Origin of the sequence: Fibrobacter sp. UWT2 (assembly GCF_900142545.1) — a bacterium.
In the GTDB taxonomy this organism is placed as follows: Bacteria; Fibrobacterota; Fibrobacteria; order Fibrobacterales; family Fibrobacteraceae; genus Fibrobacter.
This window is the reverse complement of sequence record NZ_FRBF01000013.1, coordinates 14,008-39,837: the sequence shown is the minus strand read 5'-3', so window position 1 is coordinate 39,837 and position 25,830 is coordinate 14,008. Positions and strand designations below refer to the sequence as shown.

25 protein-coding genes are annotated in these 25,830 nt (G+C 51.8%); 13 read left to right on the top strand and 12 right to left on the bottom strand.

What is annotated here, in order from left to right; genetic code table 11:
- Positions 1–6 precede the first annotated feature (6 nt).
- From BUA40_RS09905 to BUA40_RS09860, 10 genes are all read left to right on the top strand, one after another.
- Positions 7–726, top strand: coding sequence for a methyltransferase family protein (locus BUA40_RS09905; RefSeq protein WP_255369279.1), 720 nt, complete (start codon positions 7–9; stop codon positions 724–726).
- A complete protein-coding gene (locus tag BUA40_RS09900; protein ID WP_072800483.1) occupies positions 717–1,907 on the top strand; it encodes a glycosyltransferase N-terminal domain-containing protein in 1,191 nt (396 codons plus the stop codon). The genes BUA40_RS09905 and BUA40_RS09900 overlap by 10 nt, the downstream gene beginning before the upstream one ends.
- Positions 1,904–2,836, top strand: a complete 933-nt coding sequence (gene ispH / locus BUA40_RS09895) for a 4-hydroxy-3-methylbut-2-enyl diphosphate reductase (protein ID WP_072800482.1) — start codon at positions 1,904–1,906, stop codon at positions 2,834–2,836. Before BUA40_RS09900 ends, ispH begins: the two co-directional genes overlap by 4 nt.
- A gap of 69 nt (positions 2,837–2,905) precedes the next feature.
- On the top strand, positions 2,906–3,127 hold the full coding sequence (gene rpmB / locus BUA40_RS09890) for a 50S ribosomal protein L28 (protein ID WP_014546602.1): 222 nt from the start codon (positions 2,906–2,908) through the stop codon (positions 3,125–3,127).
- A gap of 161 nt (positions 3,128–3,288) precedes the next feature.
- Entirely contained in the window at positions 3,289–4,728 is a 1,440-nt protein-coding gene (locus BUA40_RS09885) for a hypothetical protein (protein WP_072800481.1), read from the top strand.
- Complete coding sequence (locus BUA40_RS09880; protein WP_072800480.1) at positions 4,728–5,438, top strand: hypothetical protein; 711 nt, start codon at positions 4,728–4,730, stop codon at positions 5,436–5,438. Before BUA40_RS09885 ends, BUA40_RS09880 begins: the two co-directional genes overlap by 1 nt.
- Before the next feature lie 7 nt (positions 5,439–5,445).
- A complete protein-coding gene (locus BUA40_RS09875) occupies positions 5,446–6,576 on the top strand; it encodes an SGNH/GDSL hydrolase family protein (RefSeq protein WP_072800479.1) in 1,131 nt (376 codons plus the stop codon).
- Between the two features lie 87 nt (positions 6,577–6,663).
- Positions 6,664–7,740, top strand: coding sequence for an efflux RND transporter periplasmic adaptor subunit (locus tag BUA40_RS09870; protein WP_255369277.1), 1,077 nt, complete (start codon positions 6,664–6,666; stop codon positions 7,738–7,740).
- 7 nt (positions 7,741–7,747) lie between these two features.
- Positions 7,748–10,813 (top strand): efflux RND transporter permease subunit, encoded by a 3,066-nt coding sequence (locus tag BUA40_RS09865; RefSeq protein WP_072800477.1) that lies wholly within the window; start codon positions 7,748–7,750, stop codon positions 10,811–10,813.
- A gap of 21 nt (positions 10,814–10,834) precedes the next feature.
- Complete coding sequence (locus BUA40_RS09860) at positions 10,835–12,100, top strand: AAA family ATPase (RefSeq protein WP_218588189.1); 1,266 nt, start codon at positions 10,835–10,837, stop codon at positions 12,098–12,100.
- 3 nt (positions 12,101–12,103) lie between these two features.
- Here the strand turns inward: BUA40_RS09860 and BUA40_RS09855 are convergent, their stop codons facing one another.
- The gene (locus BUA40_RS09855; RefSeq protein WP_072800476.1) at positions 12,104–12,388 is read right to left on the bottom strand and encodes an FtsB family cell division protein; all 285 of its coding nucleotides are present in this window, start codon (positions 12,386–12,388) and stop codon (positions 12,104–12,106) included.
- Between the two features lies 1 nt (position 12,389).
- Positions 12,390–13,304, bottom strand: a complete 915-nt coding sequence (gene dprA, locus BUA40_RS09850) for a DNA-processing protein DprA (RefSeq protein ID WP_072800475.1) — start codon at positions 13,302–13,304, stop codon at positions 12,390–12,392.
- On the opposite strand from dprA, the gene mazG reads away from it, so the two are divergent.
- Positions 13,303–14,109 (top strand): nucleoside triphosphate pyrophosphohydrolase, encoded by an 807-nt coding sequence (gene mazG / locus BUA40_RS09845; RefSeq protein ID WP_072800474.1) that lies wholly within the window; start codon positions 13,303–13,305, stop codon positions 14,107–14,109. The genes dprA and mazG overlap by 2 nt on opposite strands.
- Positions 14,110–14,543: 434 nt before the next feature.
- Here mazG and fusA read toward each other — a convergent pair whose 3' ends face one another.
- Positions 14,544–16,673: an elongation factor G gene (gene fusA / locus BUA40_RS09840; RefSeq protein WP_072800473.1), complete on the bottom strand. Its 2,130-nt coding sequence runs from the start codon at positions 16,671–16,673 to the stop codon at positions 14,544–14,546.
- Between the two features lie 229 nt (positions 16,674–16,902).
- On the opposite strand from fusA, the gene BUA40_RS09835 reads away from it, so the two are divergent.
- Entirely contained in the window at positions 16,903–17,217 is a 315-nt protein-coding gene (locus BUA40_RS09835; protein ID WP_072800472.1) for a TRL domain-containing protein, read from the top strand.
- A 48-nt stretch (positions 17,218–17,265) separates the two neighbouring features.
- On the opposite strand, the gene BUA40_RS09830 is transcribed toward BUA40_RS09835, so the two are convergent.
- The 9 genes from BUA40_RS09830 to purU all read right to left on the bottom strand — a co-directional run bounded on the left by BUA40_RS09830 (position 17,266) and on the right by purU (position 24,614).
- Positions 17,266–17,868, bottom strand: a complete 603-nt coding sequence (locus BUA40_RS09830; RefSeq protein WP_072800471.1) for an EcsC family protein — start codon at positions 17,866–17,868, stop codon at positions 17,266–17,268.
- Between the two features lie 112 nt (positions 17,869–17,980).
- On the bottom strand, positions 17,981–18,316 hold the full coding sequence (locus tag BUA40_RS09825) for a hypothetical protein (RefSeq protein WP_143149763.1): 336 nt from the start codon (positions 18,314–18,316) through the stop codon (positions 17,981–17,983).
- 42 nt (positions 18,317–18,358) lie between these two features.
- On the bottom strand, positions 18,359–19,120 hold the full coding sequence (map, locus tag BUA40_RS09820) for a type I methionyl aminopeptidase (RefSeq protein ID WP_072800469.1): 762 nt from the start codon (positions 19,118–19,120) through the stop codon (positions 18,359–18,361).
- 12 nt (positions 19,121–19,132) lie between these two features.
- Complete coding sequence (locus BUA40_RS09815) at positions 19,133–20,527, bottom strand: DEAD/DEAH box helicase (RefSeq protein ID WP_072800468.1); 1,395 nt, start codon at positions 20,525–20,527, stop codon at positions 19,133–19,135.
- Between the two features lie 23 nt (positions 20,528–20,550).
- Entirely contained in the window at positions 20,551–21,837 is a 1,287-nt protein-coding gene (locus tag BUA40_RS09810) for a hypothetical protein (protein WP_072800467.1), read from the bottom strand.
- The gene (locus BUA40_RS09805) at positions 21,834–22,493 is read right to left on the bottom strand and encodes a hypothetical protein (RefSeq protein WP_255369276.1); all 660 of its coding nucleotides are present in this window, start codon (positions 22,491–22,493) and stop codon (positions 21,834–21,836) included. The genes BUA40_RS09810 and BUA40_RS09805 overlap by 4 nt, the downstream gene beginning before the upstream one ends.
- Positions 22,494–22,536: 43 nt before the next feature.
- Complete coding sequence (gene pyrE, locus BUA40_RS09800) at positions 22,537–23,208, bottom strand: orotate phosphoribosyltransferase (RefSeq protein ID WP_072800465.1); 672 nt, start codon at positions 23,206–23,208, stop codon at positions 22,537–22,539.
- 48 nt (positions 23,209–23,256) lie between these two features.
- Positions 23,257–23,760 (bottom strand): hypothetical protein, encoded by a 504-nt coding sequence (locus tag BUA40_RS09795; RefSeq protein WP_072800464.1) that lies wholly within the window; start codon positions 23,758–23,760, stop codon positions 23,257–23,259.
- A gap of 8 nt (positions 23,761–23,768) precedes the next feature.
- Complete coding sequence (purU, locus tag BUA40_RS09790) at positions 23,769–24,614, bottom strand: formyltetrahydrofolate deformylase (RefSeq protein ID WP_072800463.1); 846 nt, start codon at positions 24,612–24,614, stop codon at positions 23,769–23,771.
- Positions 24,615–24,714: 100 nt separating this feature from the next.
- Here purU and BUA40_RS09785 point away from each other — a divergent pair, with 100 nt between their 5' ends.
- The gene (locus BUA40_RS09785; RefSeq protein ID WP_072800462.1) at positions 24,715–25,830 is read left to right on the top strand and encodes a fibrobacter succinogenes major paralogous domain-containing protein; all 1,116 of its coding nucleotides are present in this window, start codon (positions 24,715–24,717) and stop codon (positions 25,828–25,830) included.

Here is a 25,830-nt window from a genome sequence, read left to right as displayed (position 1 = left end):
GCGATTATGGATGAACAAATGGAAAAAGAGCAAGAACAGGTGAATCCGATTGAAAATCCTGCTGAACAGAATGTGCCTGCTGATGTAACGGAGTCTAGTACGGTTTCTGCCGAATCGAATGAATCGGGTACGGCGTCACTTGCCGAAGAAGAACCGAAACGCGAGTTCCTGTACCGCTATCGCGGATGGGTCTTGGGAATCCTTTCATTGATCTTGCTGCTATTCGAACCGGCGGACCTTGAACTCATCATGTTCCTTATTTTTATCAATATATTCATCTTGGCTTTCTACCTGCGCGTCAAGGCGCGCCGCGTCATTGGCGAACATACGCGTGGTGACATCCAGGAGGCCGATGAGTTGGTGACCTGGGGAGCCTACGCCAGGTTGCGCCATCCGCTGTACGTGTCCAACGCTGCGTTTGGAATTTCGCTGATATTCTTGCACCTAGGCCTAAGCCTGCGTGTCATTCCGTTCATCGTGGTTCTTGTTGCGTTTGAAGCCTATCTGGGTAAACTCGATGACCGCTTCCTGGAGAAAAAGTTTGGTGACGAGTGGAAAATTTGGGCGCAGCAGACCCCGGCCTTTTTCCCGCGCGAATTCCACCGCTCTGGGCCGATGCGTTCTGCAAGGGAGGCGTTCCTTTCAGACCATTTTACATGGCTCTGGATGATCATGATCCTTTTGCTGATCGTTGTCCGTAAGATTGCGTTCATGCTATGGGCTTAAACATAAAGAACTTAGGACGCCTTGCAGTTGGGGCTGCCGTCAAGACGGTGGCGAAGGCTGCCAGCAAGTGGCCGGGAGTTGACCGGGAATATCACATAGAAGAACGTTTATCGGGACCGTGGCCTAGCGACGGTCCGTATCTGTGGCTTCATGGGGCCAGTCTCGGCGAATGCCGCATGCTCCGCGGTCTGGCTCATGCACTCAAGGAAGACCTGCCCGATTGTCCGAAAATCCTGATTACCTCGCAGAAGGTCGAGGTGGTTTCGTTCCTGAAGGATTCCTGCGCGGGCGTGGCCGATGTGGCTATGGCTCCGGCGGATATTCCGTCGGCGCTGCATTTGTTCGTGAGCACGGTGCAGCCCTTGGGACTTATCTTGGCCGAGAATGAGCTTTGGCCGGGCTACCTTTCCACCATGTCCAAGCTTTCGACTCGCCGAAACATAGCGCTTGTTTCGGGGCGCTACCGCAGGTCGTTCCCGTTCATTGATTTTTCGGGCATGGGCTATGCCTGCATGCAGACGGCGGCAGACCTGGGCCGTTTCACTTATGCCAGCAAGGGCTTTGTGCCTTGCACCATGGGCGGTGACTGGAAACTTTTGAACTGGGCTCGTGACGGTGGGCTGATTTGCGTTCCTGAAAATCCGGCCATCGATGTGGTGTTTGTCTCTTTCCATCAAGAAGAAGCCGAGGCCTTTGTCGCTATGGCGAAAGATGCTGTGGACAAGGGCGAGTCGGTGGTGCTGATGCCTCGCCGCCTTTCGGAGTTGAACCAGTTCCGCAAGATGTTGCAAGGGGCTGAACTGCCTGTGGTGGATTATCCTACGGTGCAAAAGGGTGCCGTTTCCTTGGTGTCCCGATTCGGTCTCTCCCGCGAAATTTTCTTGAATAGCCGCAGCGCCGTGGTGGGTGGTTCCTTTGACCGCCGGCTGGGGATCCATGATTTTTGGGAACCATTGCAGATGGGCGTTTCGACTTGCGTGGGCCCTTACGCCAAGGGTCACGAAGATGTGGTGGCTCGCCTTGTGGAATCGCATGTACTTGCGCGGATCAACACGCCTGCGGATTACTTGCGTCGTAGGATTCCCGCCGTCGACATGGTGCGGTCGTTCCTGATGGGCGAAAGAAGAAAGGTTTTGAATTCTTATAAGTTGTTGCTGAATTTTATAAAAGGGATTTTATGAAAAAGGTGATTCTTGCGACACCTCGTGGTTTCTGTGCGGGCGTAGACCGCGCCATTCACGTGGTTGAAAAAGCGATTGAAAAGTTTGGGACTCCTATTTATGTGCGCCATGAAATCGTGCATAACCAGTTCGTGGTCGATACGCTGAAGTCCGAGGGCGTTGTCTTTGTCGATGAACTGGACGAAGTCCCGTCGGGCTCGGTGGTGATTTTTTCTGCCCACGGAGTCGCCGAAGAAATTTATGCCGATGCTGAAAGGCGCGGACTGCAGGTGCTGGATGCCAGCTGCCCGCTGGTGCTCAAGGTTCATTATAGTGCCAAACGCCATTATGCTGCGGGTCGCCACATCATTCTGATTGGCCATGCGGGCCATGCCGAAGTGATTGGTACGCTGGGTCAGCTTCCGCCGGGAGCCATCACGCTCATCAAGAACGAAGAGGACGCCCGTACCGTAGAAGTGCCTGTCGACAAGGAACTGGCCTACATTACGCAGACCACTCTTTCTGTTGCCGAGACCCGCAAGATTATCGACGCCCTCAAGGAACGCTTCCCCAACATTATTGGCCCCGATGCGGGGGACCTCTGCTATGCAACGGGCAATCGTCAGGCGGCGGTCCTCGATCTCTGCTCCAAGGTGAACATGCTTTTGGTGGTGGGCGCCAAGAATTCCTCCAATTCCAGCCGTTTGATGGAACTTGGGCTTGAACAGGGCATTCCTAGCTATTTGATTGCCTCGGTAGAAGACTTGAAGCCGGAATGGTTCGAAAATATCGAATCGGTGGGTATTTCGAGCGGCGCAAGCGCTCCTGAAGTGCTTGTCCAGGGGGTGGTGGACTGGATAAAAGAGAAATTTGCCCCCGTAGAAATCGAAAATTTCGTAAAATTGGTCGAATCTACCAAATTTAACCTGCCAAAGACATTGCAAGATTGATAATTTAACCTTGACGAACGGACGCTTTTTTTCTAAAATTGCGTCCGTTATAAAACAACGGAGTTTATTATGAGCCGCATTTGTGAAGTTACCGGCAAGGCCGGCCTCGTGGGCAACATGGTTTCCCACTCTAACCGCAAGAAGTTGATGAAGCAGCTGCCGAACCTTCAGAAGAAGCGTTTCTACATTCCTGAAGAAGACCGCTGGGTGACCCTCCGCGTTAGCGCTGCTGGTCTCCGCACGATCAACAAGCTTGGTATCCAGGCTGTTGCTCAGGAACTCGGCATCTAATCTAGATCTCTAAGGTTTGCCAAGATTCGCCGCCTAACGGGGTAATCCCTCGCTAGGTGGTTCTTCGTATTTGTATAAAAGTGTTGGCTTGTTGCAGTTCCCTGACTTTGTCGGGGAATTTTATGCGCCTAAATGCCCGTATTTTGCTATTTTAGCGTTGTATGCGCAAATTTGCCTTTTCATTCATCGCCTGCGTGGCAAGTGTTTTTGTAGCCCAGTCTTTTGCCCAGCCCCGAGACCTTTTTGCGGAATTCGAGGCTGAAGCCGAAGCGGCTCAGTCTAGTGCGGCTGTGGCGCCGAGCAGTGCCTCGGTTCCTTCAAGTTCCAGTGTAGCGGCAAAGCCCGCCCCCGTCCCGGTTTCTAGCTCCAGCGTCGCTTCGAGTTCAAGTGTCGCCCCTGCTCCGGTATCCAGCTCGGTCGCTTCTTCTAGCAGCGTTGCCCCCGCTCCGGTATCAAGCTCGGTTGAAGTTTCGTCGAGCAGTGCTACGGTCGATTCCGCGGCGGTTGCCGAAGCACCGACTGCAGATTCCGCACTCGTTGATACTCTCGCCGGCGATTCCGTCAGGGAAATGACTCCTGAAGAAGCCTACGCCGCCGAAATGAAAAGGCACAACGAAGAAAACCGCATCCGCGATTCCCTTGCAATGCTTCCCAGTTCTTCTTCTGCCGCAGATGTTCCGTCCTCTAGCAGCATGAACCGCCGTGAATTGCTTGGCCCGGTAAAGGTGTCCAAGGTCAACGGCATCGACGAAATGAAGGGCCGCTACAAGAGCCCGCGTAAGGCCCTGTTCATGTCTCTCGTGATTCCGGGTTCCGGCCAGATGTATGTGGGCGGTTCCAGTTTTACTTATGCCCGCGGTGGCGTGTACCTCGCCTTGGAAGCCGCCTTGTGGGGCAGCTGGTATTATTTCTCTGTGCACAAGTACGATCAGCAGGTGAACAAGTACAAGAAATTCGCCAAGGAACACTATTCTATTGGCCGTTACGAACGCGGCATGCGTGATTTGTACAATGCCGATGCGGTGAGCTACGAGTCCGAGTTCCGCCGTCGCTACTTGGGTAGCCGCGAATCTTTCTGCGAAGGGATCTTTGGAACGGCGACTATCCATGGTTGCTATGACCGTGACAAGCTGTATAAAAACGATGTGGAATACGTGAACGATTTCGTGAACAACCCCAAGAGCCTGGGTGACGAAATGGACAAGATCAAGTTCAATTCCGCAGCCGATGTTTACCAGCTGATTTCTGACAATGCCTATGTGCTTGGTTGGGACGATGTGTCCGACGTTGCCGTTGCAACGGCTCTTGGACTGGAAGACCCTAATTCTGCAACCGAAAAGCTGGGTGCCTCTAGCAATCAAAAGAAGTATCGCAGCCTGCGCAGCAAGGCTAACGACTATGCCGATATGCAGGCTTGGTTCTTTGGCGGACTGATCCTGAACCATATCATTTCTGCTGTTGATGCCGCTATTTCTGCCAACTCGCACAACAAGTCCTTGTACGAAGAAGATCTTTCTTGGTACGACCATTTGCATTTCGATAGCGGTCTGTCTTTTGTAGACGGCTTTGGATTTAACGTGCAGGCTAGCTGGGGCTTTTAATGAAGTTGCTCTTGGTTTTGTTGCTCGCCGCTGCATCTGCCTTTTCGCAGGTGGTTGTGTCTGTTGACCAAAACGTGAGCAAGAACTCTGACAAGAACTGGCTGATTGCTATGGGTTCGTCGGCATTGTTGCCCGGTATGGGTGAACTGTACTTGGGTGAACGACAGTTCGTGCGGCCTTTCGTATGGACCGATATCGCGCTTTGGTTTACGGCTATCGGTTCTTACGCTATCGGCGAACGCTATGTTACCTCGGCACACAATTATGCGGTGCGTCATGCAGGTCTTAACTCTAAAAGCCGTAACATAGACATGCTGAATACGGTGGGCGATTACCGCAGCCGTAGCGGTGTAGCGGGGCAGAATTCTTCGCCTGATATGGACGAAGATTACAACCAGGCCATGCTGCGTTCCGGCAAGAAAATTGACGAAGACCTTGATGAGAGCATTCAGTGGGACTGGGGTTCCAGCGACAATCCTGAAACGACGGAGCATATTGACGAATACAAGAGCCGTTTGCGCCATTACCGCGTGAGCCGTATCGTATTCCAGGTATCTGTAGGTGCGTTGCTCTTGAATCGCGTGGTGTCGATGCTGAATACAATCCGTATTTATCGCGCGACCTCTTCTAAAGCCTTTACCGAACGCATGGAATTTGTACCTGAGTTCTATGAAGACGGCAGCGGCCTGATGTTGAATGTGAAATTCTAGGTGATCAATGCAGGGAACAGCGAAGGGAATACGTCTCTCCATTGTGCTGTTATTCTCCCTGCTTTTTGTTTTTTGCAGTGCAGACGATCCTAGTTCGGATGATGCCGAAAAGGAATGGACGTGGGTCCCTTACGATTCGGACCTTTTGCGAATTTCCGGTCGCGCCAATTTTGAAAAAGGCGACTTTGTGGTGCTATCTTGGTCGGCTTCTTCGATTACGGTTGCATTTGTCGGCACGGCGCTCGAGGTGAAAATTCGGACGAACAATGTCCTTTTCCTGGACGTCTTTGTGGATGGCGAAGAGAATCCTTCTTCTGCAATATCCATTGCTGCTAGCAAAAAAACTTCTATGGTTCCTGCGGTTTCCGGTTTGCCTTATGGCACGCATGTCGTGACCTTGTATAAACGGGTCAGCAGCAATTTTGGCGATTGGTACTTTTACGGATTGCGAGTGTTGGGACAAGTGGACAAGGAGCTTTTGCCTAAGGCTCCTGAACGGAAAATTGAATTTATCGGGAATTCGATTACATGTGGTAGCGATGTCCTGATTCCGGAACAGGGCCAGGAAACGGCCCCTGATTATGAAAGCTCGTATTACAGTTTCTCGGGGCAAACGGCGAAAGCTCTCGGCGCAGAAACGCATACCATTTGCAGTGTCGCTCATGGTCTCACGGTGAATTTTGACGGGAGCAAGTCGATGCTACTTCCCTTCGTTTACGACTGGACGGGAACGGATACGCTTTCTGCGGTCGCCTGGGACCATGCTAAATGGCACCCGGATGTTGTCGTGATGAATTTGGGAACAAATGATTTTGCGAGCGGTGTGGTTGATTCTGCCGAATTTGTGAACGTTGCGGTAGACTTTGTTCAGCGCATTCGGTCGTACCATCCGGAGGCGAAAATCGTATTGCTGGATGGCCCGATGCTGTTGGGAGATTACATGGTTAAATGCCGTGAATTCCTGGACGTGGTGAAGGCTCGTCTTGAAGGCATGGGGGAGTCGGGTTTGTTCCGTTTCTCGTTTGAACCGAGGAAAAAATCCCAGAATCGTCTAGACTATCATCCGGTTAAGGAAATGGCCGCCGAAGATGCGAAAAAGTTGAGTGCTTGGATGCGCTCCGAATTCGATTGGGATTAAGGAAGGGCATACTTTTTTTTCTAGATTTTGTAACCAATTGTACTTGAAAAACATCTAAGTAGCGTGAAAAAGATCTTTTTATTTATTTTGGCTTCGTTCTTCCTTGCCGCTTGTGGTGGCGGTGAATCGGCCCCTGGTGCAGGGGCTCCTGGAAAGGGCGCCGCAGGTAAGGGTGGCCCGGGTGGCAGACCCGCTCGCGAAATCGCCGTCGAAGGCTATATTGCCGAGGCCCACGAATCTGGCAAGACTTTTACTGCCATGGCAACGCTTGAACCGCTGAACAATGTACAGCTGACGGCAGCTGCTTCGGGCAGACTCACGAACCTTTATGCAAAAGACGGCGCCCAAGTTCAAAAGGGTGCGCTCCTCGCTAAAATTGACGATTCCGAACTCCGTGCACAGCTCAAGCAGGCAGAATCGAACCAACAGCTCGCTCAGCAAAAGTTTGATCGCATCAAGACACTTTTCGAAAAAGACGGTGCTACCAAGGCTGACATGGAAGCCGCCGAAGCTTCGCTCAAGTCTGCCGAAGCATCCGTAGAACTTATCAAGGCTCAAATTGCAAAGACTGAAGTCCGCGCTCCGTTTGCAGGTAAGCTCGGCTTTGTGAATGTGTCTGTGGGCGCCTGGCTTACGACTGGCACATCGATTGCCTCTTTGAGCGAAGTCAAGAAGCTGAAGGCGAAGTTTGCTCTTCCGCAGCGCTATGCCTCGACGCTTAAAGTGGGCAATGCGGTGGATGTCAAAGACGAAGAACGCAACGTTTCTAAGTCTGGCAAGGTGAAGGCATTAGAGGCTGCACTCTCTGAAAGCAGCCGCACGCGTCAGGTGCTTGTTGAAGTCGATAACGGCGGCAATGAACTTTTGGCTGGCTCTTATGCTAAGGTGAATGTTACGATGCAGGCGGGATTGGCAAAGAGCATTCCGATTCCGGCAGAAGCGTTTACGCTTGATAAAGATGGCGCCTACGTGTTTGTAGCTACTGGCGGCAAGGCCAAAATCAAGCATGTCGAAACAGGCCTTCGCACCCCGATTGCTGTTGATGTCACCGGTGGCCTCGATGAAGGTGATACGGTGATTACCTCTGGCTTGATTAGCCTTCGCGAAGGTGCTTCCGTTCGTATCCGCGAAATCCGTCATAATACCGATTACGAAGTGGAGTAGGTAAACGATGAGTGTCGCGAACCTGTCTGTACGTCGCCCGGTGCTCATGACCGTGATGGCGCTCGTGATTATTTTGCTTGGCGCCTTTGGTGCGTCTAATTTGGGCGTGCGCGAATACCCGAACGTAGACTATCCGCTTATTCAGGTGCGTACTTCTTACCCGGGCGCAAACGCAGCCGTGGTCGAAGCCGAAGTTACCGAAATCTTGGAAGCCTCCATCAACAGTGCATCAGGCATTAAGGCATTGACCTCTACGAGCCGCGATGGATTCTCCTTCATTAACATTGAATTTGAAACCGGCATGGACCTAGAAGCGGCTGCCAACGAAATCCGCGACCGCGTGAGTCGCGTACGCCGTCGTTTGCCGGATGATGTCGATGAACCGACGGTCTATAAATCCGACAGTGACAACGACCCGATTTTGATGGTGAGCCTTGTGAGCGATAAGCTCGATCCGATGGAAGTTTCGGAACTGGCCAACAACTTTGTCAAGGAACGCTTGCAGACCATCAATGGCGTTTCCGAAATCGCCATTTGGGGTGAAAAACGCCCCACGGTTCGTTTGTGGATTGATCCGGTGCGCTTGCAGGCGCTCGGAGTCTCCGGTGCCGAGATGTCGGCGGCACTCAAGAAGGGTAACCTGGAACTGCCTTCTGGCTCTATCGAAGGTAGCGAAACCACACTTTCAATTCGTACGCTTGGCCGTATTCTTGACCCGAAGGCTTTTGAAAACATCGCCATTAAGACCGCTGCTGACGGCACCGTGATTCGCATTTCCGATGTGGCTGACATTCACTATGAACCCAAGGATACGCGTACAGGCTTTAGGCGCAACGGCAAGAATTCCATTACGCTTGCGTTGATGGCGCAGCCTGGTTCGAATCACGTGGAAATAGCCGATGAATTCTACAAGCGTGTCGAAGACATTCGCCGCGAAATTCCCGAAGGCGTTGATGTCCTTTATGGTCGTGATACCTCTATCAATATCCGTGCATCTATTAAAGAAGTGGTGGAAACGATTTTCATAGCATTCCTGTTGGTGATTGCGATTATCTTTGCTTTCCTCCGCGAGGGTCGCACGACGCTGATTCCGATGGTGGTGGTACCGGTATCGGTGATCGGTAGCTTCTTTGTGCTTTACTTGTGCGGATTCTCGATCAACGTGCTGACTTTGCTTGCGATGGTCTTGGCGATTGGCCTTGTGGTGGATGATGCCATTGTGATTGTGGAAAACATTTATCATAAGATTGAACGCGGCATGACGCCTAAGCAGGCTGCTGTGGCGGGCACGAATGAAATCTTTTTTGCCGTGATTGCGACCTCTGTGGTGTTGATGGCTGTATTTGTACCGGTGCTTGCGCTGGGCGGTACCACGGGTCTCTTGTTCCGTGAATTTGTGGCGGTGATGATCGGGACGGTATTCCTTTCGACGCTTTGCGCCTTGACCCTTTCGCCGATGCTTTGCTCCAAGTTCTTGAAAAAGCAGAAGCAGGGTTGGTTCTTCCGAGTCACGGAACCGTTTTTCGACGGAATGAATCGAATCTATTCGGTGCTTCTCGGCGGATTCCTTAGGATGCGTTTGCTCTTGTTCCCGATTGTGGCGGGGCTTTTGATTGCGGCTTATTTCTGCTTCGACAATATGAGTAGCGAAATGGCTCCGACCGAAGACTCAAACGCGGTCATGGTGAACTTGAATATGCCCGAAGGTGTCACGCTTACGCGTACCAAGCGCATGGCTGATGCCTTTGCCGAAGAAGTGATTGGACTTTTAGACAGCAACGAATATACCGAATTCCAGGCGGGTGCATGGAATGCAGGCAATTCGAGAATGCGCTTGACGTTGAATGACAACAAAAAGGCGCGTCGCCCGCAGAGCGTGATTGCTCGTGAAATCCAGTTGCTGGGTAACGAATATCCTGACTTGCGCGTAATGGTGTTTGAACCGCAGAGCATTAGTACGCAGCGTGGAGGCCTTCCGGTGCAGTTTGTGTTGCAGGCCCCGAATATTGAAATCTTGCGTACGCTTGTTCCCAAGTTCGAAGAAGAAGCGAGCCATAGTCCTGTCTTCAGCGTGGTGAATACGAACCTGCGCTTTACCAAGCCTGAACTCCATATTGAAATTTTGCGCGACAAGGCGAACGAAGAAGGCGTGTCGGTAAATGATATTGCGCAGGCGGTGCAGCTTGCCATTAGCGACCAGAGCTACGGTGAATTCTATAAGGATGGTCGCCAGTACGATATCATCGGTGCGGTGGGGTATCAGTACCGCAGCATGCCCGAAAACATCTCTATGCTTACTGTCAAGAACGGGAAGGGCGAACTTGTAAGTCTTGACAATTTCGTTACGTTTAGCGAACAGTCTGCATCACCGTCGCTGCCGCGATTCAACCGTTTTAGTGCCGCGACGATTCAGGCGGGCCTTGTGCCCGGCAAGACGATTGGCGACGGCGTCGAAGAAATGCGCCGCATTGCAAAGCACTTGCTGAAGGATTACCCGAACGTGAGTACGGCATTGAGTGGCTCCTCCAAGGAATTCGAAGAAAGCTCCAGCGGTCTTTATATCGTGTTCCTTTTGGCGCTTGCGCTGGTGTTCTTGGTGCTTGCGGGGCAGTTCGAAAGTTTCCGCGCTCCGTTCGTGATCTTCTTTACTGTGCCGCTTGCACTCGCGGGTGCGCTCGCTTGCTTGTTCATTACGGGCCAGACGCTCAACATCTTTAGCGAGATTGCGCTGATTCTTTTGATTGCACTTGTGACGAAGAACGGTATCTTGATTGTGGAATTTGCAAACCAGATTGCCGCAAATACCGGCTGCAGCAAGCTGGAGGCGGCTCGGATGGCGGCGGAACGCCGCTTCCGCCCAATTCTGATGACTAGCCTTTCCACGGTATTGGGCGCCGTGCCCTTGATTCTCACGGGCACCCCGAGCCGTATCGCCATGGGCATCGCTATTGCAGGCGGTCTTACGTTTGCCACCTTTATGACCCTCTTCATCGTCCCTGCGGCCTACAGTTTCTTTGCGGGTAAGGTAAGTCTCGATGCGTTGAAGAGTACCGATGCCTCGAAGATGGCTTAATTTTTTCTTACATTTAAAGCGATGAGCTTTATTAAGAAAATTTTAGGCCTGATGGTGCTTTCAACTTTGGGCATTTTAATCAGCCTTGTGGGTGTAATTCCCTTTTATCCTGTATCTTGGGCTATGAGTATAGCCCTATTGGTTTTCGCCGTCGTCCAATTGGTTTATTTCCTGATGATCGAAAATGCCGATCTTGATTGTGCCTTGCGCAAATGGGAAATGATCGCTTTCTGTTCCGTGGCAATTCTTGTATCCGCCATCCTTGTTTCCAGGGATTTAGATTTCTCTTTGCCGATTGCGTTAATATCGGTTTCTAAGAATCTCTGCTTTTGGTTGTTGCCGGTTGAATTGCTTTTGTTTAAACGGTTGACTATGGCTGGCCCAGTAGTGGCAAATGTGGTATCTCCTAAAAAGGCGGGGGAGAAGAAAGAAGGTCTATCCGTCAAGGCTCTTGTCAAGAAAAATATAGGCAAGTTTTCGTTGTCCAAAGCGGATCGAGAATTGTATTCTTTAGTAGGCCTTGCCTCGGTAAAAAAAGAAATCCTGTCTTTGAAAAACATGATCGTGGCTCAAAACAAAAGGGCTTCGGCGGGTTTGCCTGCGATTCCCATGTCCTATCATTGCGTGTTTACGGGGAATCCCGGAACCGGTAAGACGACGGTAGCGAGGATTGTGGCTGAAATATACAAGGATCTGGGGATTCTTGAAAAAGGGCATTTGGTGGAATGTGACCGCTCCTCGCTTGTGGCGGGTTATGCTGGCCAAACTGCAATCAAGACTAACGAAGTCATTGACAAGGCTCTCGATGGAGTTCTCTTTATTGACGAGGCGTACACCCTTGCTCGTAATGATGGCCAAGACACTTTTGGTCAAGAAGCCATTGATACGCTTTTGAAGCGAATGGAAGATGACCGTAGCCGTTTGGTCGTAATTGTGGCCGGCTATACGGATGAGATGAAGGCTTTCATTGAGAGCAATCCGGGGTTGTCTTCCCGCTTTAACCGCTATATAGAATTCCCTGATTATAGCGAAGCTGAGTTGCTTGAAATTTTCAAGCGTCTTGCTGAAAAGCAAAAGTTGGAACTGTCTTCTGAATTCAAAAATGCTTTGAAGGCTTTGTTCTCCCGCGTTATCGCCAAAGGAGATTCTTCGTTCGGCAATGGCCGCGGAGTTCGCAATTTGTACGAAAAAACTCTTGTGAACCAGGCGAATCGCTTGGCTCAAAAGGATTATAGCGTTTCGGACTTAATGAAACTTTTGCCGGAAGATTTACCGGCAGACTACTAGGCCTTACTTCACCATCTGAAATACTCGTTCGCCCTTGCGGCTCATGCCGTAGCGGGTGCGCAACAAGTTTTCTTTGTACAGGGAATCTTTTTTAAGGCGTTCGATTTCCACATTGCAGGAGTCGATGGCGTGCTTCAGCGAGTCAATTTGCATCTCGTACATCTTGATGTCGTGGGTGACCTTTTGCTGCTGTTTGATGCTGTTCTTTCCGAACATCAACTGCGAAATGACAGCCGCTATCGTAAGGGCTACCACAAGCAGAATGACCCAGAAAAAACGCTTGTTCACGTCAAGTTGCTCCGTTAAAGTAGAATTGGAAGTTGTCCGGGGTTTCGACTAGCCCCGAGAGTTCTAGCTCCGTTAATATAGCTAAAATATTGGTGGACTTGAGGTTACATTCGTTCTGCAACTCCTGAAATGTCTTCTTGAAGCCATTAAATTGCTTAAATAGGGTGAGTGCTTCGCTCGAAAGGTTACACCCGATGGCTTCTATTTGGGAGAGGCTGGCTGCAGCAGGTGCTTCCGAATCCGTCTTGATTTGGGGTAAACCGGCAACGGTGCGCAGGCTTTCAGGGACAAAGACGGGCTTGGCTTTTCCTTGATCCAAATACTTGTTTGGCCCGGCGGCCGCTTCGCTATCGAAGTCTCCGGGAACGGCAATCAATAGCTTGTTTTCTTGCAGGCAATAGTCGGCGGTAATGAGTGCACCGCCTTTAGATTTACTTTGTACTAAAATTGTGGCGCGGCTGAGACCGCTGATAATCCTGTTGCGGGCAGGGAAGTTTCCTTTGAAAGAGGGAAAGTCTTCCTCGTATTCGGTCATGATGCATCCTCCGGCTTCGATAATGCGGCGTGCGAGCGTTGCGCGGTCTCCGGGAATAGGGACGCCCAGTCCCTGCGCAATAACGGCAATCGTCGGAATGCCGAAATCAAGCGCAGCTTCGTGGCAATAGTAATCGATGCCTTGTGCGAGCCCGGAAACAACGACGGCTTGAGTGCCTTGCAATGACTTCACCAGGCGCCGGCAAAGCTCGCGGGCGGAACTAGTGGGACGGCGCGTTCCCACCATGGCGATTCCGATGCAATCGCTTGCGGGCAAGTTGCCGCGATAGTACAGTAACGGCGGCGCTAATGGAGATTCCTTTAACGAAAGCGGGAATTGATTCGGTTCAAGTGTTTCGTACTTTCTATCTTTGTCTGTCATGAAATATTCCTTTGATGACTTGGTGAAAATTATGGCGACCCTCCGCTCCCCGGAAGGCTGCCCTTGGGATAAGCAACAGACGCATCAGTCGCTACTCCCGTATTTAGTCGAAGAATCCCACGAATATATTGATGCTGCCCAGGCAAACGACAAGGCTCATATGGCTGAGGAATTGGGCGATGTACTATTCCAGGTAGTATTCCATTCGCAAGTCGCCAAAGAAAACGGCGATTTTTCTATCGACGACGTGGTGCAGGGAATCTGCGAAAAAATGATCCGGCGCCATCCGCACGTTTTTGGCGATGCGAAGGTTGATGATTCGAAAGGCGTTGTACGCCAATGGGAACGCATCAAGGCGCAAGAAAAAAACAATCTAAAAATGCAGGGCAAGTCCGCTATGGACAAAGTAAGCAAAAGCTTGCCGACGCTTGCCCGTGCCCAAGAGCTTCAGCGTCGTGCCGCCAAAGTGAGCTTTGACTGGACCGAGGCCGAACCTGTCTTTAACAAGGCTGTGGAAGAATTTAGTGAATTCCGTGCCGAAATGCAAGCGGCTTCTCCTGAAAATCGCAACGTGGAACGTATGGAAGACGAATTTGGCGATATCATGTTCAGCTTGGTGAATGTGGCGCGCCATTGTGGCTTCAATGCGGCTCTCGCGCTGGAACGCGCGAACTCCAAGTTCGAACGCCGCTTCCGTGTAGTGGAGCAGATGGCTCGCGATCAGGGCAAAGAAATGAAGGACGTTGGCCTCGAAGGCCTGCAAGAAATGTGGAAACAAGCGAAGGCTGCATCCAAGTCGTTCTAATTTGGAGCATTCCATTTTGGAATACGAAAGTTGAAAAAATTTTTTCGCATTCCAAATCCCGATGGTATATTAAGTAATGTGCTTCCAGTCCATTCTGATTTAGCGAAGGGATGCTGGAGCAAATCACGGGGTAGAATAGACCGGAAGCACGCTTGTTTTCTTCTAATTCCACTGTCCCGCAGGGTCTCCCACCCTGCGGGATTTTTGTGTATAAAAGAATTCAACGCAAAACATTGAGCGGTATTCCGTGAACAACAAAGCCCCCGGGTGTTAACCGGGGGCTGTTGTGAGAGCGAGCGCTCAGGGTACGTACTTAGTACGATTGGGCGCGAGCGGTCTCCGTGAGCAAAAAGCGACCGGTATTAACCGGTCGCGATTGCGAGAGAACTGGCTTCAGAGTAAGGACTCTGTTGAATTTAGCCAGTTCGGTCTTATTAGGCGCGGGCCTTGGCCTTGTCGCCGTACTTCTTGATGAGTTCTTCCTGGATGTTCTTCGGAACCGGGAGGTACTTGCAGAATTCCATGGTGAATTCAGCCTTACCCTGGGTCATAGAACGCAGGTCAGTAGCGTAACCGAACATTTCGGACAGCGGGACTTCGGCGGTGATGGTGGTCATGCCGAGTTCTTCGTTCGTACCGGTGATGGTACCACGACGCTGGGAAACGTTACCAACAACAGAGCCCTGGAATTCGGTCGGAGTCTGGATTTCGACCTTCATGATCGGTTCGAGGATCTGGGCGCCAGCCTTTTCGAAAGCTTCGCGGAAGGCCATACGGGCAGCAACCTGGAACGCCATATCAGAAGAGTCGACCGGGTGGTATGCACCATCCTGGACTTCCATTTCGATACCCACAACCGGGAAGCCGATCAAGGAACCTGCTTCCATGCAGCTCTGGAAACCCTTGTCGCAAGACGGGATGTATTCCTTCGGAATACGGCCACCCACGACGGAGTTCACGAAGTTGTAAACCTTTTCCTGGTCGCCTTCGACAGCCATCGGACGCATTTCGCCGACAACCTTAGCGTACTGACCAGAACCACCGGTCTGCTTCTTGTGGGTGTAGTCGAACTTGGCCGGACGGGTAATGGTTTCGCGGTAAGCCACCTGCGGAGCACCGGTCGTCACGTCGCACTTGTATTCGCGGCGCATACGTTCGATGTAAACGTCGAGGTGAAGTTCGCCCATACCCTTGATGATGGTTTGGCCGGATTCCTTGTCGACTTCCACCTGGAACGTCGGGTCTTCCTTGGTGAAGCGGTTCAGAGCCTTGGACATGTTGTCCAGGTCGTCGCGGTTCTTGGCTTCGATCACGAGTTCGATCACCGGATTCGGCACGTGCATAGAAGTCATGTTGTAGTGGTTCTTGCCATCGGTAAAGGTCGTACCGGAGGCGCAGTCGATACCGAACAGAGCAACGATGTCGCCTGCACCGGCTTCGGTGATATCCACCATTTCGTCAGCGTGCATACGCACGAGACGGCCCACGGACACGTTCTTGCCGGTGGCCATGTTGGTGATCATGTCGCCCTTCTTGAGGGTACCCTGGTAAATACGGATGTAGGTGAGCTGGCCATAGCGGTCGTTCACGAGCTTGAATGCGTAGCAGACGAGCGGTGCGTTGTCTTCGGACTTCAGCACGACTTCGGCTTCGTTGTTGTCGAGGTCGAGGGCCTTGTTTTCAACTTCGGTCGGGTTCGGGAGGTAGTCGATAACGCCGTCGAGGAGCTTCTGGACACCAACGTTCTTGTGAGCGGAACCCATGAACACCGGGGTCACTTCGAGGCTGATGGTAGCCTTACGGATGGTGGCCTTGATGAGGTTCTTGTCGATTTCGTCGACGCCATACTGGCCTTCCATAGCCTTTTCCATGATTTCGTCGCTGTAGTCTGCGCAGCAGTCAATCAGCTTTTCACGGTATTCGTTAGCCTGGTCAACGAGTTCGGCCGGGATTTCCTTTTCGATCATGTCGTCGCCGTTAGCGCCTTCGAAGTAGTAGGCCTTCATTTCGACGAGGTCGACCACGCCCTTCAGTTGGTCTTCGAGACCGATAGGAATCTGCATGACGCAGGGCTTGTGGTTGAGCTTTTCCTTGAGCATGACAGCCACGCGGAGCGGGTTTGCACCGGAACGGTCGCACTTGTTCACGAACACGACGCGCGGAACATGGTAGCGCTTCATCTGGCGGTCAACGGTAATAGACTGGGACTGAACACCTTCCACGCCGGTAAGCACGAGGATAGCACCGTCGAGCACGCGGAGAGAACGTTCCACTTCGATCGTGAAGTCCACGTGCCCCGGGGTATCGATGATGTTGATGGAGTCGGCTTCGCCAGACTTGGTGTGGGTCCAGTTTGCAAACGTAGCAGCGGACTGAATCGTGATGCCGCGTTCGCGTTCAAGTTCCATGGAGTCCATCGTGGCACCGACGCCGTCTTTACCACGAACTTCGTGGATAGCGTGGATACGCTTTGTGAAGTAGAGGATACGTTCGGTAAGGGTGGTCTTACCGGAGTCGATGTGGGCAGAAATACCAATATTTCTGTGCTTTTCAATGTTTTTCATATTTTATTCCACAAATGGAGTTGATGTTTGTTTGAGTTGCGCCCAAATGTAGAAAAAAAGGGGGCAACGTTCAAGCCCCACCCCCCGGAAAAGGGTTTTTAGGCCAAAAATGAAAAATTTAGGGGAAAAATAAGAAAAATTGCCTTTTTTTTGACGAAATTCCCTTTTTTGTTAATTTGTTACTAATTTTGACGCACTCACTTAACAAAAAGGAAAAAGGAGTTCTAATATGAAAAAAGCAATCCTTCTCGCCGCTGCTGTTGCAGCTGCTTCTCTCACTGGCTGCGCCACTGTCGCTACCCCGGTTTCCGGCGTTCTCTATAGCGACGTGAACTACCCGATCACCGCTACTTCTAGCGAAGTTGGCTCCAAGACCGGTGAAGCAACCGCTACCTCTATCCTCGGTATCTTCGCTTCTGGCGACGCTAGCGTTGCCGCTGCTGCCAAGGCCGGTGGTATCACCAAGATCAAGACTGTTGATGTCAAGGCATCCAACATCTTGACCCTCTATGCCAAGTACACCGTCGTTGTGACTGGTGAGTAATTCCTAGGTTAGGGAAAAATTTGACGGCCGCTGAAAAGCGGCCGTTTTTTAATTTTCTTCTGGATTATCAGCTAATGCCTTAAAGTAGGCGGCGGCAGTTTTCCCGACTTCGGTGGTGTCGTAGAAGGAATAGGCGCCGTTTCCAATGGCCCCGATGGCCGGAATGGCACGGAGGGCGGCCCTGCCTAGGAATTTGGTAGAGACTTTGAGGCCGATTTTCTTGAGGAGCGTCTCCAAGACGGCAAAAGAGACCTTCTGGACCACGATGCGGCTGCCGGTGCGTACGGCAATGTCGCGGACCAACTGGGCGGCACTGTGGCGGAACAGGCACCAGACCATGGCTTCGCGGCTCAATTGGGCGAATTTGCCATAAGTTGCAGCGATATCGGACACGAGTTGCGCCTGGATGCGCCAAATGGCGGCAATGTCGGGGATAGAAGTCAAAACGCCCGTAACACCGGCGGGTACCGAAAGGGTCGCGCTGACCAGGGAGGCCTTGACTGCAGCCTGACGAATCAGTTTGTTGATTTTTTCGTCAGAATTTTCTGTAGGGGCGTGAAGAGATTCCGGAATGTCGGTAATCAGCTCAAACAACAGGGCGCTCAGCTTTTCCTTGATTTTTTCCATCTTTTCGTCGGTACAATCGCTCATAAGAGTCTCCTTACGAGACTAATATATAATATTTAGTGATTAGTGGTTAGTAGGCAGTAGGAAGTAGGCAGTAGGAAGTGACACGAACGTGTCTTCCTGAGCTATACGAAACCTAGAATATAATCTTCGCGAGGCCGCCGGCGAGTCCGGGGAGGTTGTAGCGGAGGGTCTTGCCTTCGAGCCAATACGAAAGCGCCTGGTCAATCCACTGGCGCTCGCAGGTGATTTTGCGGACCACGATATCGGTACCTGTATCGGTATCGTCAAAATAATAATAGCCGCGGAACTTGATCGGGAAAATCTCGCCGTGCAAAAGAACACTCACGTCGGCGGTGCCGTTGTCCGAATCAATAGAAACCGACTGGACATCGCCAAAGCGCTTGACCAGTTCGTGATTCTTGACAAAGGCTTCTACCGCCTTGTTGCGGAGATTTCCCAATAGTGACATCTCTCGTCTCTCGTCTGTAGGACAGAATGTCCGTTCTCTTGGCTAACGCGGGAGCGTCAGAATTTCAATGCCGTTCTTGGTGCGAGCCACGGTGTGTTCCCACTGGGCACTCAAAGAGCCGTCGCGGGTCACTGCAGTCCAACCGTCGCTGAGCGTCTTGGTGCCCGGGCGACCCACGTTGATCATGGGTTCAATCGTGAACACGTGACCGACTTCGATAAACTGCTTCAGAACGTTGTTGCGGAAGTGGTACAGGGTCGGTTCTTCGTGGAATCCACGACCGATGCCGTGACCGCAGTAGTCTTCTACCACGCTAAAGTCGTGTTCTTCGGCGACATCCTGAATGATGTTTCCGATATCGTAGTAACGGGCGCCGTCTTCACCGGCAACGCGAATGCCTTCTTCCATGCAGAACTTGGCGGTGTCCACGAGTTCCTGGGCGAGGTTGCTCACGCGACCCACGCAGAACATGGCGGAAGTGTCGCCGTGGTAGCCCGAAAGAATCGTCGTGATGTCGATGTTCACGATGTCGCCGTCTTTCAGGATTGTGTTTGCGCTCGGAATGCCGTGGCAAACGACTTCGTTAATGCTAATGCAGGCGTAACGCGGGTAACCGTGGTAGCCCATGCAAGCGGAAATCCCCTTGTTCTTGCGGGTATAGTCACCGATGAATTCATCGATTTCGAGGGTGGAAACACCCGGCTTGCACATTTCGCCTGCGCGAATCAGCGTTTCGGCGGCAAGGGCGCCGGCATCGCGGATCAGTTCAATTTCTTTTGCGGATTTGATTTTAATCTTAGCCATTGTTACGTTGTCCTATTTCTTCCATGCGTAGCGGTCAACGAGGTAGGCGAGAAGCATCTGGTCTTCTTCGGTGCCGTTTGCGAGTTCCTTTACCAGCGGAATGACGCGGCTGATGCGTTCGCGGGCCTTTTGGCCACCAAAGTGGTTGCGTTCCTGTTCAAGTTTGGCACGCACGCGTTCGCTGACCTTCTTCGCAATTTCTTCGTTAGAGGGAACTTCCATCTTGATGAAGTTGATGCCGAAGTCAGCGGCGGTCTGCTTCATGTCGATTTCTTCGACCGGCGTAATCAGCGAAATGCAAAGACCGCTGCGGCCCGCACGGGCGGTACGTCCGCTACGGTGCACATACACTTCGTGGTCATCGGGATGATCGTACACAATCACATGCGTCACGTGGTCCACGTCAATGCCGCGGGCAGCCACGTCGGTGCAAATCAAAATGCGGAGCTTCTTGTCACGGAAGGCGTTCAGCGTTTTTTCGCGCATGTTCTGGGCGACATCGCCACTCAAGGCGCCCACGTTGAAGCCGTAACCCGAAAGCACCTGTTCCAGGTAGCTCACGTCGCTCTTCTTGTTGCAGAAAATCATGCAGCTTTCAGGATTGTAGTATTCCAGCACCTTGATGGTCATGGAATCCTTGTCCATCACGTCGCAAGGATACCAGCGGTGTTCCAGGTTGTTGGCAATCACCTTGTCGTAGCTGAGCGAAAGGAATTCGGCACTCGGACGTTGGAATTCGCGGGCGAGGCTCTTCACCGTCTGCGGAATCGTGGCGCTGAACATGGTGCAAGCGATTTGCTTCGGCAAGTACTTGCGGATCTTCTGCATATCGGGGTAGAATCCCATCGAAAGCATTTCATCGGCTTCGTCCAGAATCAAGTCGCGGATATCGAGGAAATCCACATTGCCGCGTTGCACATGGTCCATCAGGCGGCCCGGAGTTGCTACGATAATGTGCACGCCGTTCTTCAGCGCCTTCAGCTGCGGTTCATAGCTCACGCCGCCAAAAATCGCAACAGAGCGGATGCCCGTACCGGCAGAAAGCTTTTCGATTTCGTCTTGAACCTGCAAGCAGAGTTCACGCGTCGGCACCAAAATGAGTGCTTGCGGGAAAACGTGGTCGCGAACAATCACCTGCAAAAGCGGGAGAACGTAGGCGCCGGTCTTTCCCGAACCGGTCTTGGACTGCACCAGCATATCGCGGGCGGCGAGCATGTAAGGAATCGTCTTGCGCTGCACCGGCATCAGGTCGGTCCAGCCGTGCTGAGCGAGAACGGCCTTCTGTTCTTCGGGCAGCATGTCAAAAGTGTAGTCGGGGAGCTTGTGTTCGGGCTCGATAATCTTAACGGGAGTCAGAAACGGATTTACTTTTTCTTCTTTCTTTTCTTCTTTAACTTCTTCGCTCATAGTGCGAGCAAATTTAGAAAATTCTACTTGAATGGCGTCCAGTGATATTCCAATCCGACGCTGATAAACCAGTCAACGGTGGAGGCGCCGATGGTGGTAGGCTCGGCGGCGGCATCGGGCGAGGGCTCGGTGTAAATGTCCTTGCCGCGGCTAGAGATGCCTGTGCGAACGCTCAAACCGTAGTGCTGCAGAAACACGCATTGTGTGCCGAATCCAAAGAGGGCGCCCTTGTAGGGGTCTTCGGTCTTGAATCGGGTATTGTATTCTCTAGAGGGCTTTTTCTTGGAATCCTTGAGTTCGATATCTTCGGAGTAGAAACTGTATTGGAATCCGAGGAATGCAAAGAGGTGCAAATCAAGCCATTTGAATGGTTCATAGGTTCTTGCAAACATCACGTTCAGGCCGATTTCGTGTTGGGCGAAATCCCAGTGGTCCAGTTCTTCGTAGACGGAATCGCGGTCGTCCGTTTTTACGGCGTGATCAGAATAGCGGTAGAATATTTCGCCGCCGATAAAGCCAAACCAGATTCCGCCTGCATACAAAGTAAATAGCGGCGTGGAATCGTCCATAAAGTTCCATAGGCTTACGGAGTCGCGGGTCGCGCGGTAATTCGAAACGCGACTTTTGACTTTACGCTTGTACCAGTTGTGCGGCGTAAAAGGAATCTGGGCCTGTGCGTACCCTGCCGAAATACCAGCCCATGAGCGGAATGTCGGAGTTTCCTTGTAAAGGTCGTCGGGTTCCGTTTCCATTTTGAGCCGTTCTTCTTTGGTTAAACGGCGCTTGGTATGGCGACCAAAAAAGGCGTTAGCGATTTCGTCGCCTTGTGCGATTTTATCTGCGGTTTTGGTGACGGTTCCGGCGGCTTTAGGCTCGCTGGAGGTTTCGTCAAAAATGGCGATAGTTAAATTCGATCCTTTATCGGCAATGTAGAGGACAATCTTGTCTTCGAGTTCCTGGAACTTCGCCATCATGGCGGGGTGGCGCGCCTTAAGGTGGTGCGCATCAAGTCCCGGCTCGATGTTGCTAGATAGCCAGGTGGCATAACGCATAGCAACGGTATCGCGTTCCCATTCGCCGAACAATCTGCACTTGGGATCGCCGATTCCCGAATTGTAGCGGCGCAGCGAAAGGCAGAATTCCTTCATGTCAACGGCGGGCTCTTTATCGGGAGTCCAGATGAGAATGTCTGCATTTTGCCACAGGGTCCACTTGGAATCAAAGTAAATGTCCTTGGCGTTGGCCTCGTTAGCGAACAAAGCGTGCAAGGCGACAACAAATGCGAAAATGACTAGGGAGAAATGTTTCATTTTACCCCCTGGTACATGTTCTTGCGAATCTGTTGCACGGTCTGGCGCATCAGCTGCTCAAGGTCGGTCAAGGTCAACTTGAATGTCAAGGGGTGCTGGATTTCGTCGACGGCGCTAAAGAGAGAACGCTGCTTGATGTTGTCCCAAAGCGTGTACGAGACAATGGCGCTGATGCTCTTGACATCTCGGCGTTCTTCGGTTTCGTTATGAATGAGTGCGTAGTCGAAGAAGTTTTCGCGCTTAAGGTCTGTGCCCACAATGACTTCATGAATCAAGAGAATTTGTGGTGGTACGCTTCCGTCGGGTGCGGTAATCGTTACACCCTGCTCGGGGAGTCTCCCTTTCATAAAGATGCGAGCGTCAAGCTTCTGGCTTTCTTCAGGAGCATTGTCCAAAACGGAATCTGGGAGCACGAGAAGCTTGGTGTAGCCGCCATGGAATTCTTTTTCCATAGCCTTGGCGCAGAATTCTGTAGCCTTAACCTGCGTGCTGTCGCCGAAGTCAAGCCGGTTGGCAAACCACTTGGTGCGGGTAAGTACAAACGCCTTTTGCAGCCCCGTGACAGCAAGTTCGCCATAAGGGGCTCGCTTGTACGCCGGGTGGCTTTGGGACCATTGGTAAGAATCGGCGCAACCCGTGAAGAGTAGCGCCGCCATTACAAACAATGTTCCCCAAAGGCGTGCCATTAATCCTTGCGGGTTATTGTGCGCCCCACTTTTCGCGGTAGGCGTACACCTTGTCGAGGATTCCTTCGGGAGCGTTGATCTTCTTGCGATTGTCTTCGCTTTCGAGGAATGCGATGATATCGTTGATGTTCACGATGGAGTGAGCTTCGATGCCGTATTCATCTTGCACGGTCTGGAGTGCAGACTTGCCGTTTTCAAGCTTTTCCTTGCGGTCCACCGAAATCAACAGACCGACAACATTTGCGTTTTCGATCTGCGACAGGGCCTGCATGGTTTCGTTCACGCTGGTGCCTGCAGTAATCACGTCTTCGATAATGACCACGTTGGTCTTTTCGGCATACTTGTAACCCACGAGGGAACCGCCTTCGCCGTGGTCCTTGACTTCTTTACGGTTGTAGGTAAAGGTCAGGTTCTGGGCGTAGACGTCGCTGAGCTTCATGGCCGTAGCGGCGCAAAGGGGGATGCCCTTGTAGGCCGGACCGTAAAGGTTCTGGGCCTTGCCATCAAAGTACTTCATGAATGCGGCGGCATAAAATTCAGCCAGCTTCGAAAGGGTGGCGCCCGTGCGGAATTCTCCGGTGTTAATGAAATACGGTGTATTACGGCCGCTCTTGGTCACGAAATCACCGAACTTGAGTGCGCCGGCTTCAACGAGAAAATGAACAAATTGGTCTTTGTTATTCATAATATTAGTTTGAAGTTAGAAGTAGACAGTAGGAAGGTTCCCTAGTTGCTATGCACCTGCTCCGCAGAGAAGGCTGAAGATCTTAGCGAATACGTTCGTCTCTTCGGTGAGGATTTCAATAGCAATCAGGAGGATTGTCACGAAAACGCACAGACCGATGTAGAAGTAGAACGACTTCTTGATGCCCTTGATTTTCAGCTTGAAAATTGCCCAGGCGATGACGCTGAAGATAGCGCTGAACGTCCATGCGGCAACGGCGCCGAGCGAAATGCCCGGAATCAGGCTGATGGCAAACGTGAGTGCGATGCCCGGAATAAAGTAGAACGCAATGCAGAGAACGCACAGAAGAGCGAAACCTACATAATGGGCGAAACCCCTTTCGCGCTGCACAATCACTTGCGGTTGGGGAGCTGCTGCCTGAGGTGCCGGTTCTTCGGCCGGTTCCACCGGTTCTGCCGGGACTTCGACCGGGGCAGAGGTTTCAGGCGTTGCAATAACCGGGGCTTCGGCCTCGGGTTCCACGTTGTTCTGGTTATTCAGTTCTTCGGACATATCGTCTCCTATAGAATAAATGTTCTGCCGGCGTAAACGAATACGCGGTGTTCCAGCCAAAGCTTGAGGGCTGCCGAAAGCGTGCGCTTTTCGATGTCCTTACCCAGTTCCACGAGCTCGTCGATGCTGGCGGTTTCGGGCACGCGCTGGATGTCCTGGCAAATAATGGGGCCCTGATCCAAGTCTTCGGTGGCGAAGTGGGCGGTAGCACCGATAATCTTCACACCCTTGTGCCATGCCTGGTGGTAGGGCTTTGCACCCTTGAAGGCCGGCAAGAATCCGTGGTGGATGTTGATGATGCGGTACTTGAATTCTTCGGTAAAGGCTTCGCTCAAAATCTGCATGTAGCGGGCGAGAACGACCGTATCGGTCTTGGTTTCGGCGATAATTTCGCGGAAACGGTTTTCAGGAATGCTCTTGTCCGGGTTCGACGGCACGTAGTAGAAGGGAACGCCGAAGGTTCCGCCTACAGGGCCCAGGTCGGGGTGGTTACCCACAATGCAACTGAACTCGCAGGGGAGGTCGCCATCGCGGTGTTTGAGCAAAAGGTCGTAAAGGCAGTGGTCCGTCTTCGAAACGAAGATAGCGACACGTTCAATTTTGGTGGTATCGAACAACTTCCAGTTTAAATGGAGGTGGCCTTCCAGGGTCTCCAGGTGCTTGCGGACTTCTTCGATATTTTCGGATTCCGCTTCAAAAACGGCACGTAAAAAGAATGTTTCGATGTCTTTTGCCGTATGTTGCTGTAAATCAACAATGTTTGCACCTGCTTTGGCAAGCACTTGTGTGGTACCGGCAATAAGGCCCTTTTGGTCAGGGCAATGAATCTGCAAAATGTAACGTGTAATAGCCATAGCCCAAAATTATAAAATCGCAAGGATTCAGTCTTTGTTCTCCTTCCGAAAATCTAAAATATTCTAACTTTAAACCGAAAACTTTATACGAGAAGGAAAAATGAGTCGTAAATTCTCTTTCAAGTCTATGATGGCCGTCGTATTCGGTATGGCTGTTGTTCAGGCGGTTGCTGTTCCGCAGAAGTCGTGGGACGCAATCTATAATGCCGAAGGTGAAGGTGATTATTCCGCAGCTAAGATCGAAGGAAAGCTCCGCTTTGGTAAGTACACTCACTACAAGGAAGTGCAGCCGGTATCTTTCAAGGTTGCCGATAGCCTGTTCGCATTCTCTGTGGCTGGTAACATGACCGTTCCTGCCGACAAGATCGAAAAGGAACATTTCTACGAAAAGTGCAACGAAACCATGGAAGCATGGATTTCGTACTTCAACAAGCCTCGCGATTTCGGTGGCGAACAGCTTGTCATCAACATCGCTGGCGTTGACCTGGCTTGTGGCGACGAACTCTTTGCTGTGGGCGATTTGAGAATCAAGTTCACGAACCCCAAGGCTCAAGAAGCTTGGGCAACCAACTTGGAAGGTCGTGAAAAGTACAAGCGCGAAAAGGTGGTGGAGTACCGCCGTGCCGAACAGGAACACCGCGCTTCTTTGCGTGATGTCTCTGGCATGGTCAAGGACCCGCGCGATGGTCAAGTGTACCGCACCATCAAGGTGGAAGGCCGCGAATGGTTTGCTCAGAACGTGAACTACAATGTGGAAGGTCACTCCTGGTGCTACGAAGACAAGGAAAACTACTGCGCCCGCGGTGGTCGTCTGTATGACTTGGAAGGTGCCCGTAAGGCTTGCCCCGAAGGCTGGCACCTGCCGCGTGACCGCGAATGGATGGACTTGCTCGTTGGCCTGACTCACTGCTACGATGGCGTGGACAAGTGCGAAAAGTTTGCTAACAAGATGAAGGCTACCACCGGTTGGCAGGGCGGTGGTGGTACCGACGAATACGGCTTCTCCGTTTTCTCTTCGGGCTACCGCAAGATGGTGGGCAAGTCCATTGTCCGCTACGAAGACATGGGGGAATACGCCGGTTTCTGGTCTGCACAGAACGGCCGTAACGAAACGATTTGGATTTGGGCAATGGGCCGCATGAGTGATCAGATGGTCCGCCAGCTCGTGCCGAGCAAGACCAACGCCTACTCCGTCCGCTGCATCAACGGTAACTAG

What these genes read in the sequence shown, in the direction of transcription:
- BUA40_RS09905 (WP_255369279.1), top strand. Translation starts at nt 7, where the DNA reads ATGGATGAACAAATGGAAAAAGAGCAAGAACAGGTGAATCCGATTGAA.
- BUA40_RS09900 (WP_072800483.1), top strand. Translation starts at nt 717, where the DNA reads ATGGGCTTAAACATAAAGAACTTAGGACGCCTTGCAGTTGGGGCTGCC.
- ispH (WP_072800482.1), top strand. Translation starts at nt 1,904, where the DNA reads ATGAAAAAGGTGATTCTTGCGACACCTCGTGGTTTCTGTGCGGGCGTA.
- rpmB (WP_014546602.1), top strand. Translation starts at nt 2,906, where the DNA reads ATGAGCCGCATTTGTGAAGTTACCGGCAAGGCCGGCCTCGTGGGCAAC.
- BUA40_RS09885 (WP_072800481.1), top strand. Translation starts at nt 3,289, where the DNA reads ATGCGCAAATTTGCCTTTTCATTCATCGCCTGCGTGGCAAGTGTTTTT.
- BUA40_RS09880 (WP_072800480.1), top strand. Translation starts at nt 4,728, where the DNA reads ATGAAGTTGCTCTTGGTTTTGTTGCTCGCCGCTGCATCTGCCTTTTCG.
- BUA40_RS09875 (WP_072800479.1), top strand. Translation starts at nt 5,446, where the DNA reads ATGCAGGGAACAGCGAAGGGAATACGTCTCTCCATTGTGCTGTTATTC.
- BUA40_RS09865 (WP_072800477.1), top strand. Translation starts at nt 7,748, where the DNA reads ATGAGTGTCGCGAACCTGTCTGTACGTCGCCCGGTGCTCATGACCGTG.
- BUA40_RS09860 (WP_218588189.1), top strand. Translation starts at nt 10,835, where the DNA reads ATGAGCTTTATTAAGAAAATTTTAGGCCTGATGGTGCTTTCAACTTTG.
- mazG (WP_072800474.1), top strand. Translation starts at nt 13,303, where the DNA reads ATGAAATATTCCTTTGATGACTTGGTGAAAATTATGGCGACCCTCCGC.
- dprA (WP_072800475.1), bottom strand. Translation starts at nt 13,304, where the DNA reads ATGACAGACAAAGATAGAAAGTACGAAACACTTGAACCGAATCAATTC.
- fusA (WP_072800473.1), bottom strand. Translation starts at nt 16,673, where the DNA reads ATGAAAAACATTGAAAAGCACAGAAATATTGGTATTTCTGCCCACATC.
- BUA40_RS09835 (WP_072800472.1), top strand. Translation starts at nt 16,903, where the DNA reads ATGAAAAAAGCAATCCTTCTCGCCGCTGCTGTTGCAGCTGCTTCTCTC.
- BUA40_RS09830 (WP_072800471.1), bottom strand. Translation starts at nt 17,868, where the DNA reads ATGAGCGATTGTACCGACGAAAAGATGGAAAAAATCAAGGAAAAGCTG.
- BUA40_RS09825 (WP_143149763.1), bottom strand. Translation starts at nt 18,316, where the DNA reads ATGTCACTATTGGGAAATCTCCGCAACAAGGCGGTAGAAGCCTTTGTC.
- map (WP_072800469.1), bottom strand. Translation starts at nt 19,120, where the DNA reads ATGGCTAAGATTAAAATCAAATCCGCAAAAGAAATTGAACTGATCCGC.
- BUA40_RS09815 (WP_072800468.1), bottom strand. Translation starts at nt 20,527, where the DNA reads ATGAGCGAAGAAGTTAAAGAAGAAAAGAAAGAAGAAAAAGTAAATCCG.
- BUA40_RS09810 (WP_072800467.1), bottom strand. Translation starts at nt 21,837, where the DNA reads ATGAAACATTTCTCCCTAGTCATTTTCGCATTTGTTGTCGCCTTGCAC.
- BUA40_RS09805 (WP_255369276.1), bottom strand. Translation starts at nt 22,493, where the DNA reads ATGGCGGCGCTACTCTTCACGGGTTGCGCCGATTCTTACCAATGGTCC.
- pyrE (WP_072800465.1), bottom strand. Translation starts at nt 23,208, where the DNA reads ATGAATAACAAAGACCAATTTGTTCATTTTCTCGTTGAAGCCGGCGCA.
- BUA40_RS09795 (WP_072800464.1), bottom strand. Translation starts at nt 23,760, where the DNA reads ATGTCCGAAGAACTGAATAACCAGAACAACGTGGAACCCGAGGCCGAA.
- purU (WP_072800463.1), bottom strand. Translation starts at nt 24,614, where the DNA reads ATGGCTATTACACGTTACATTTTGCAGATTCATTGCCCTGACCAAAAG.
- BUA40_RS09785 (WP_072800462.1), top strand. Translation starts at nt 24,715, where the DNA reads ATGAGTCGTAAATTCTCTTTCAAGTCTATGATGGCCGTCGTATTCGGT.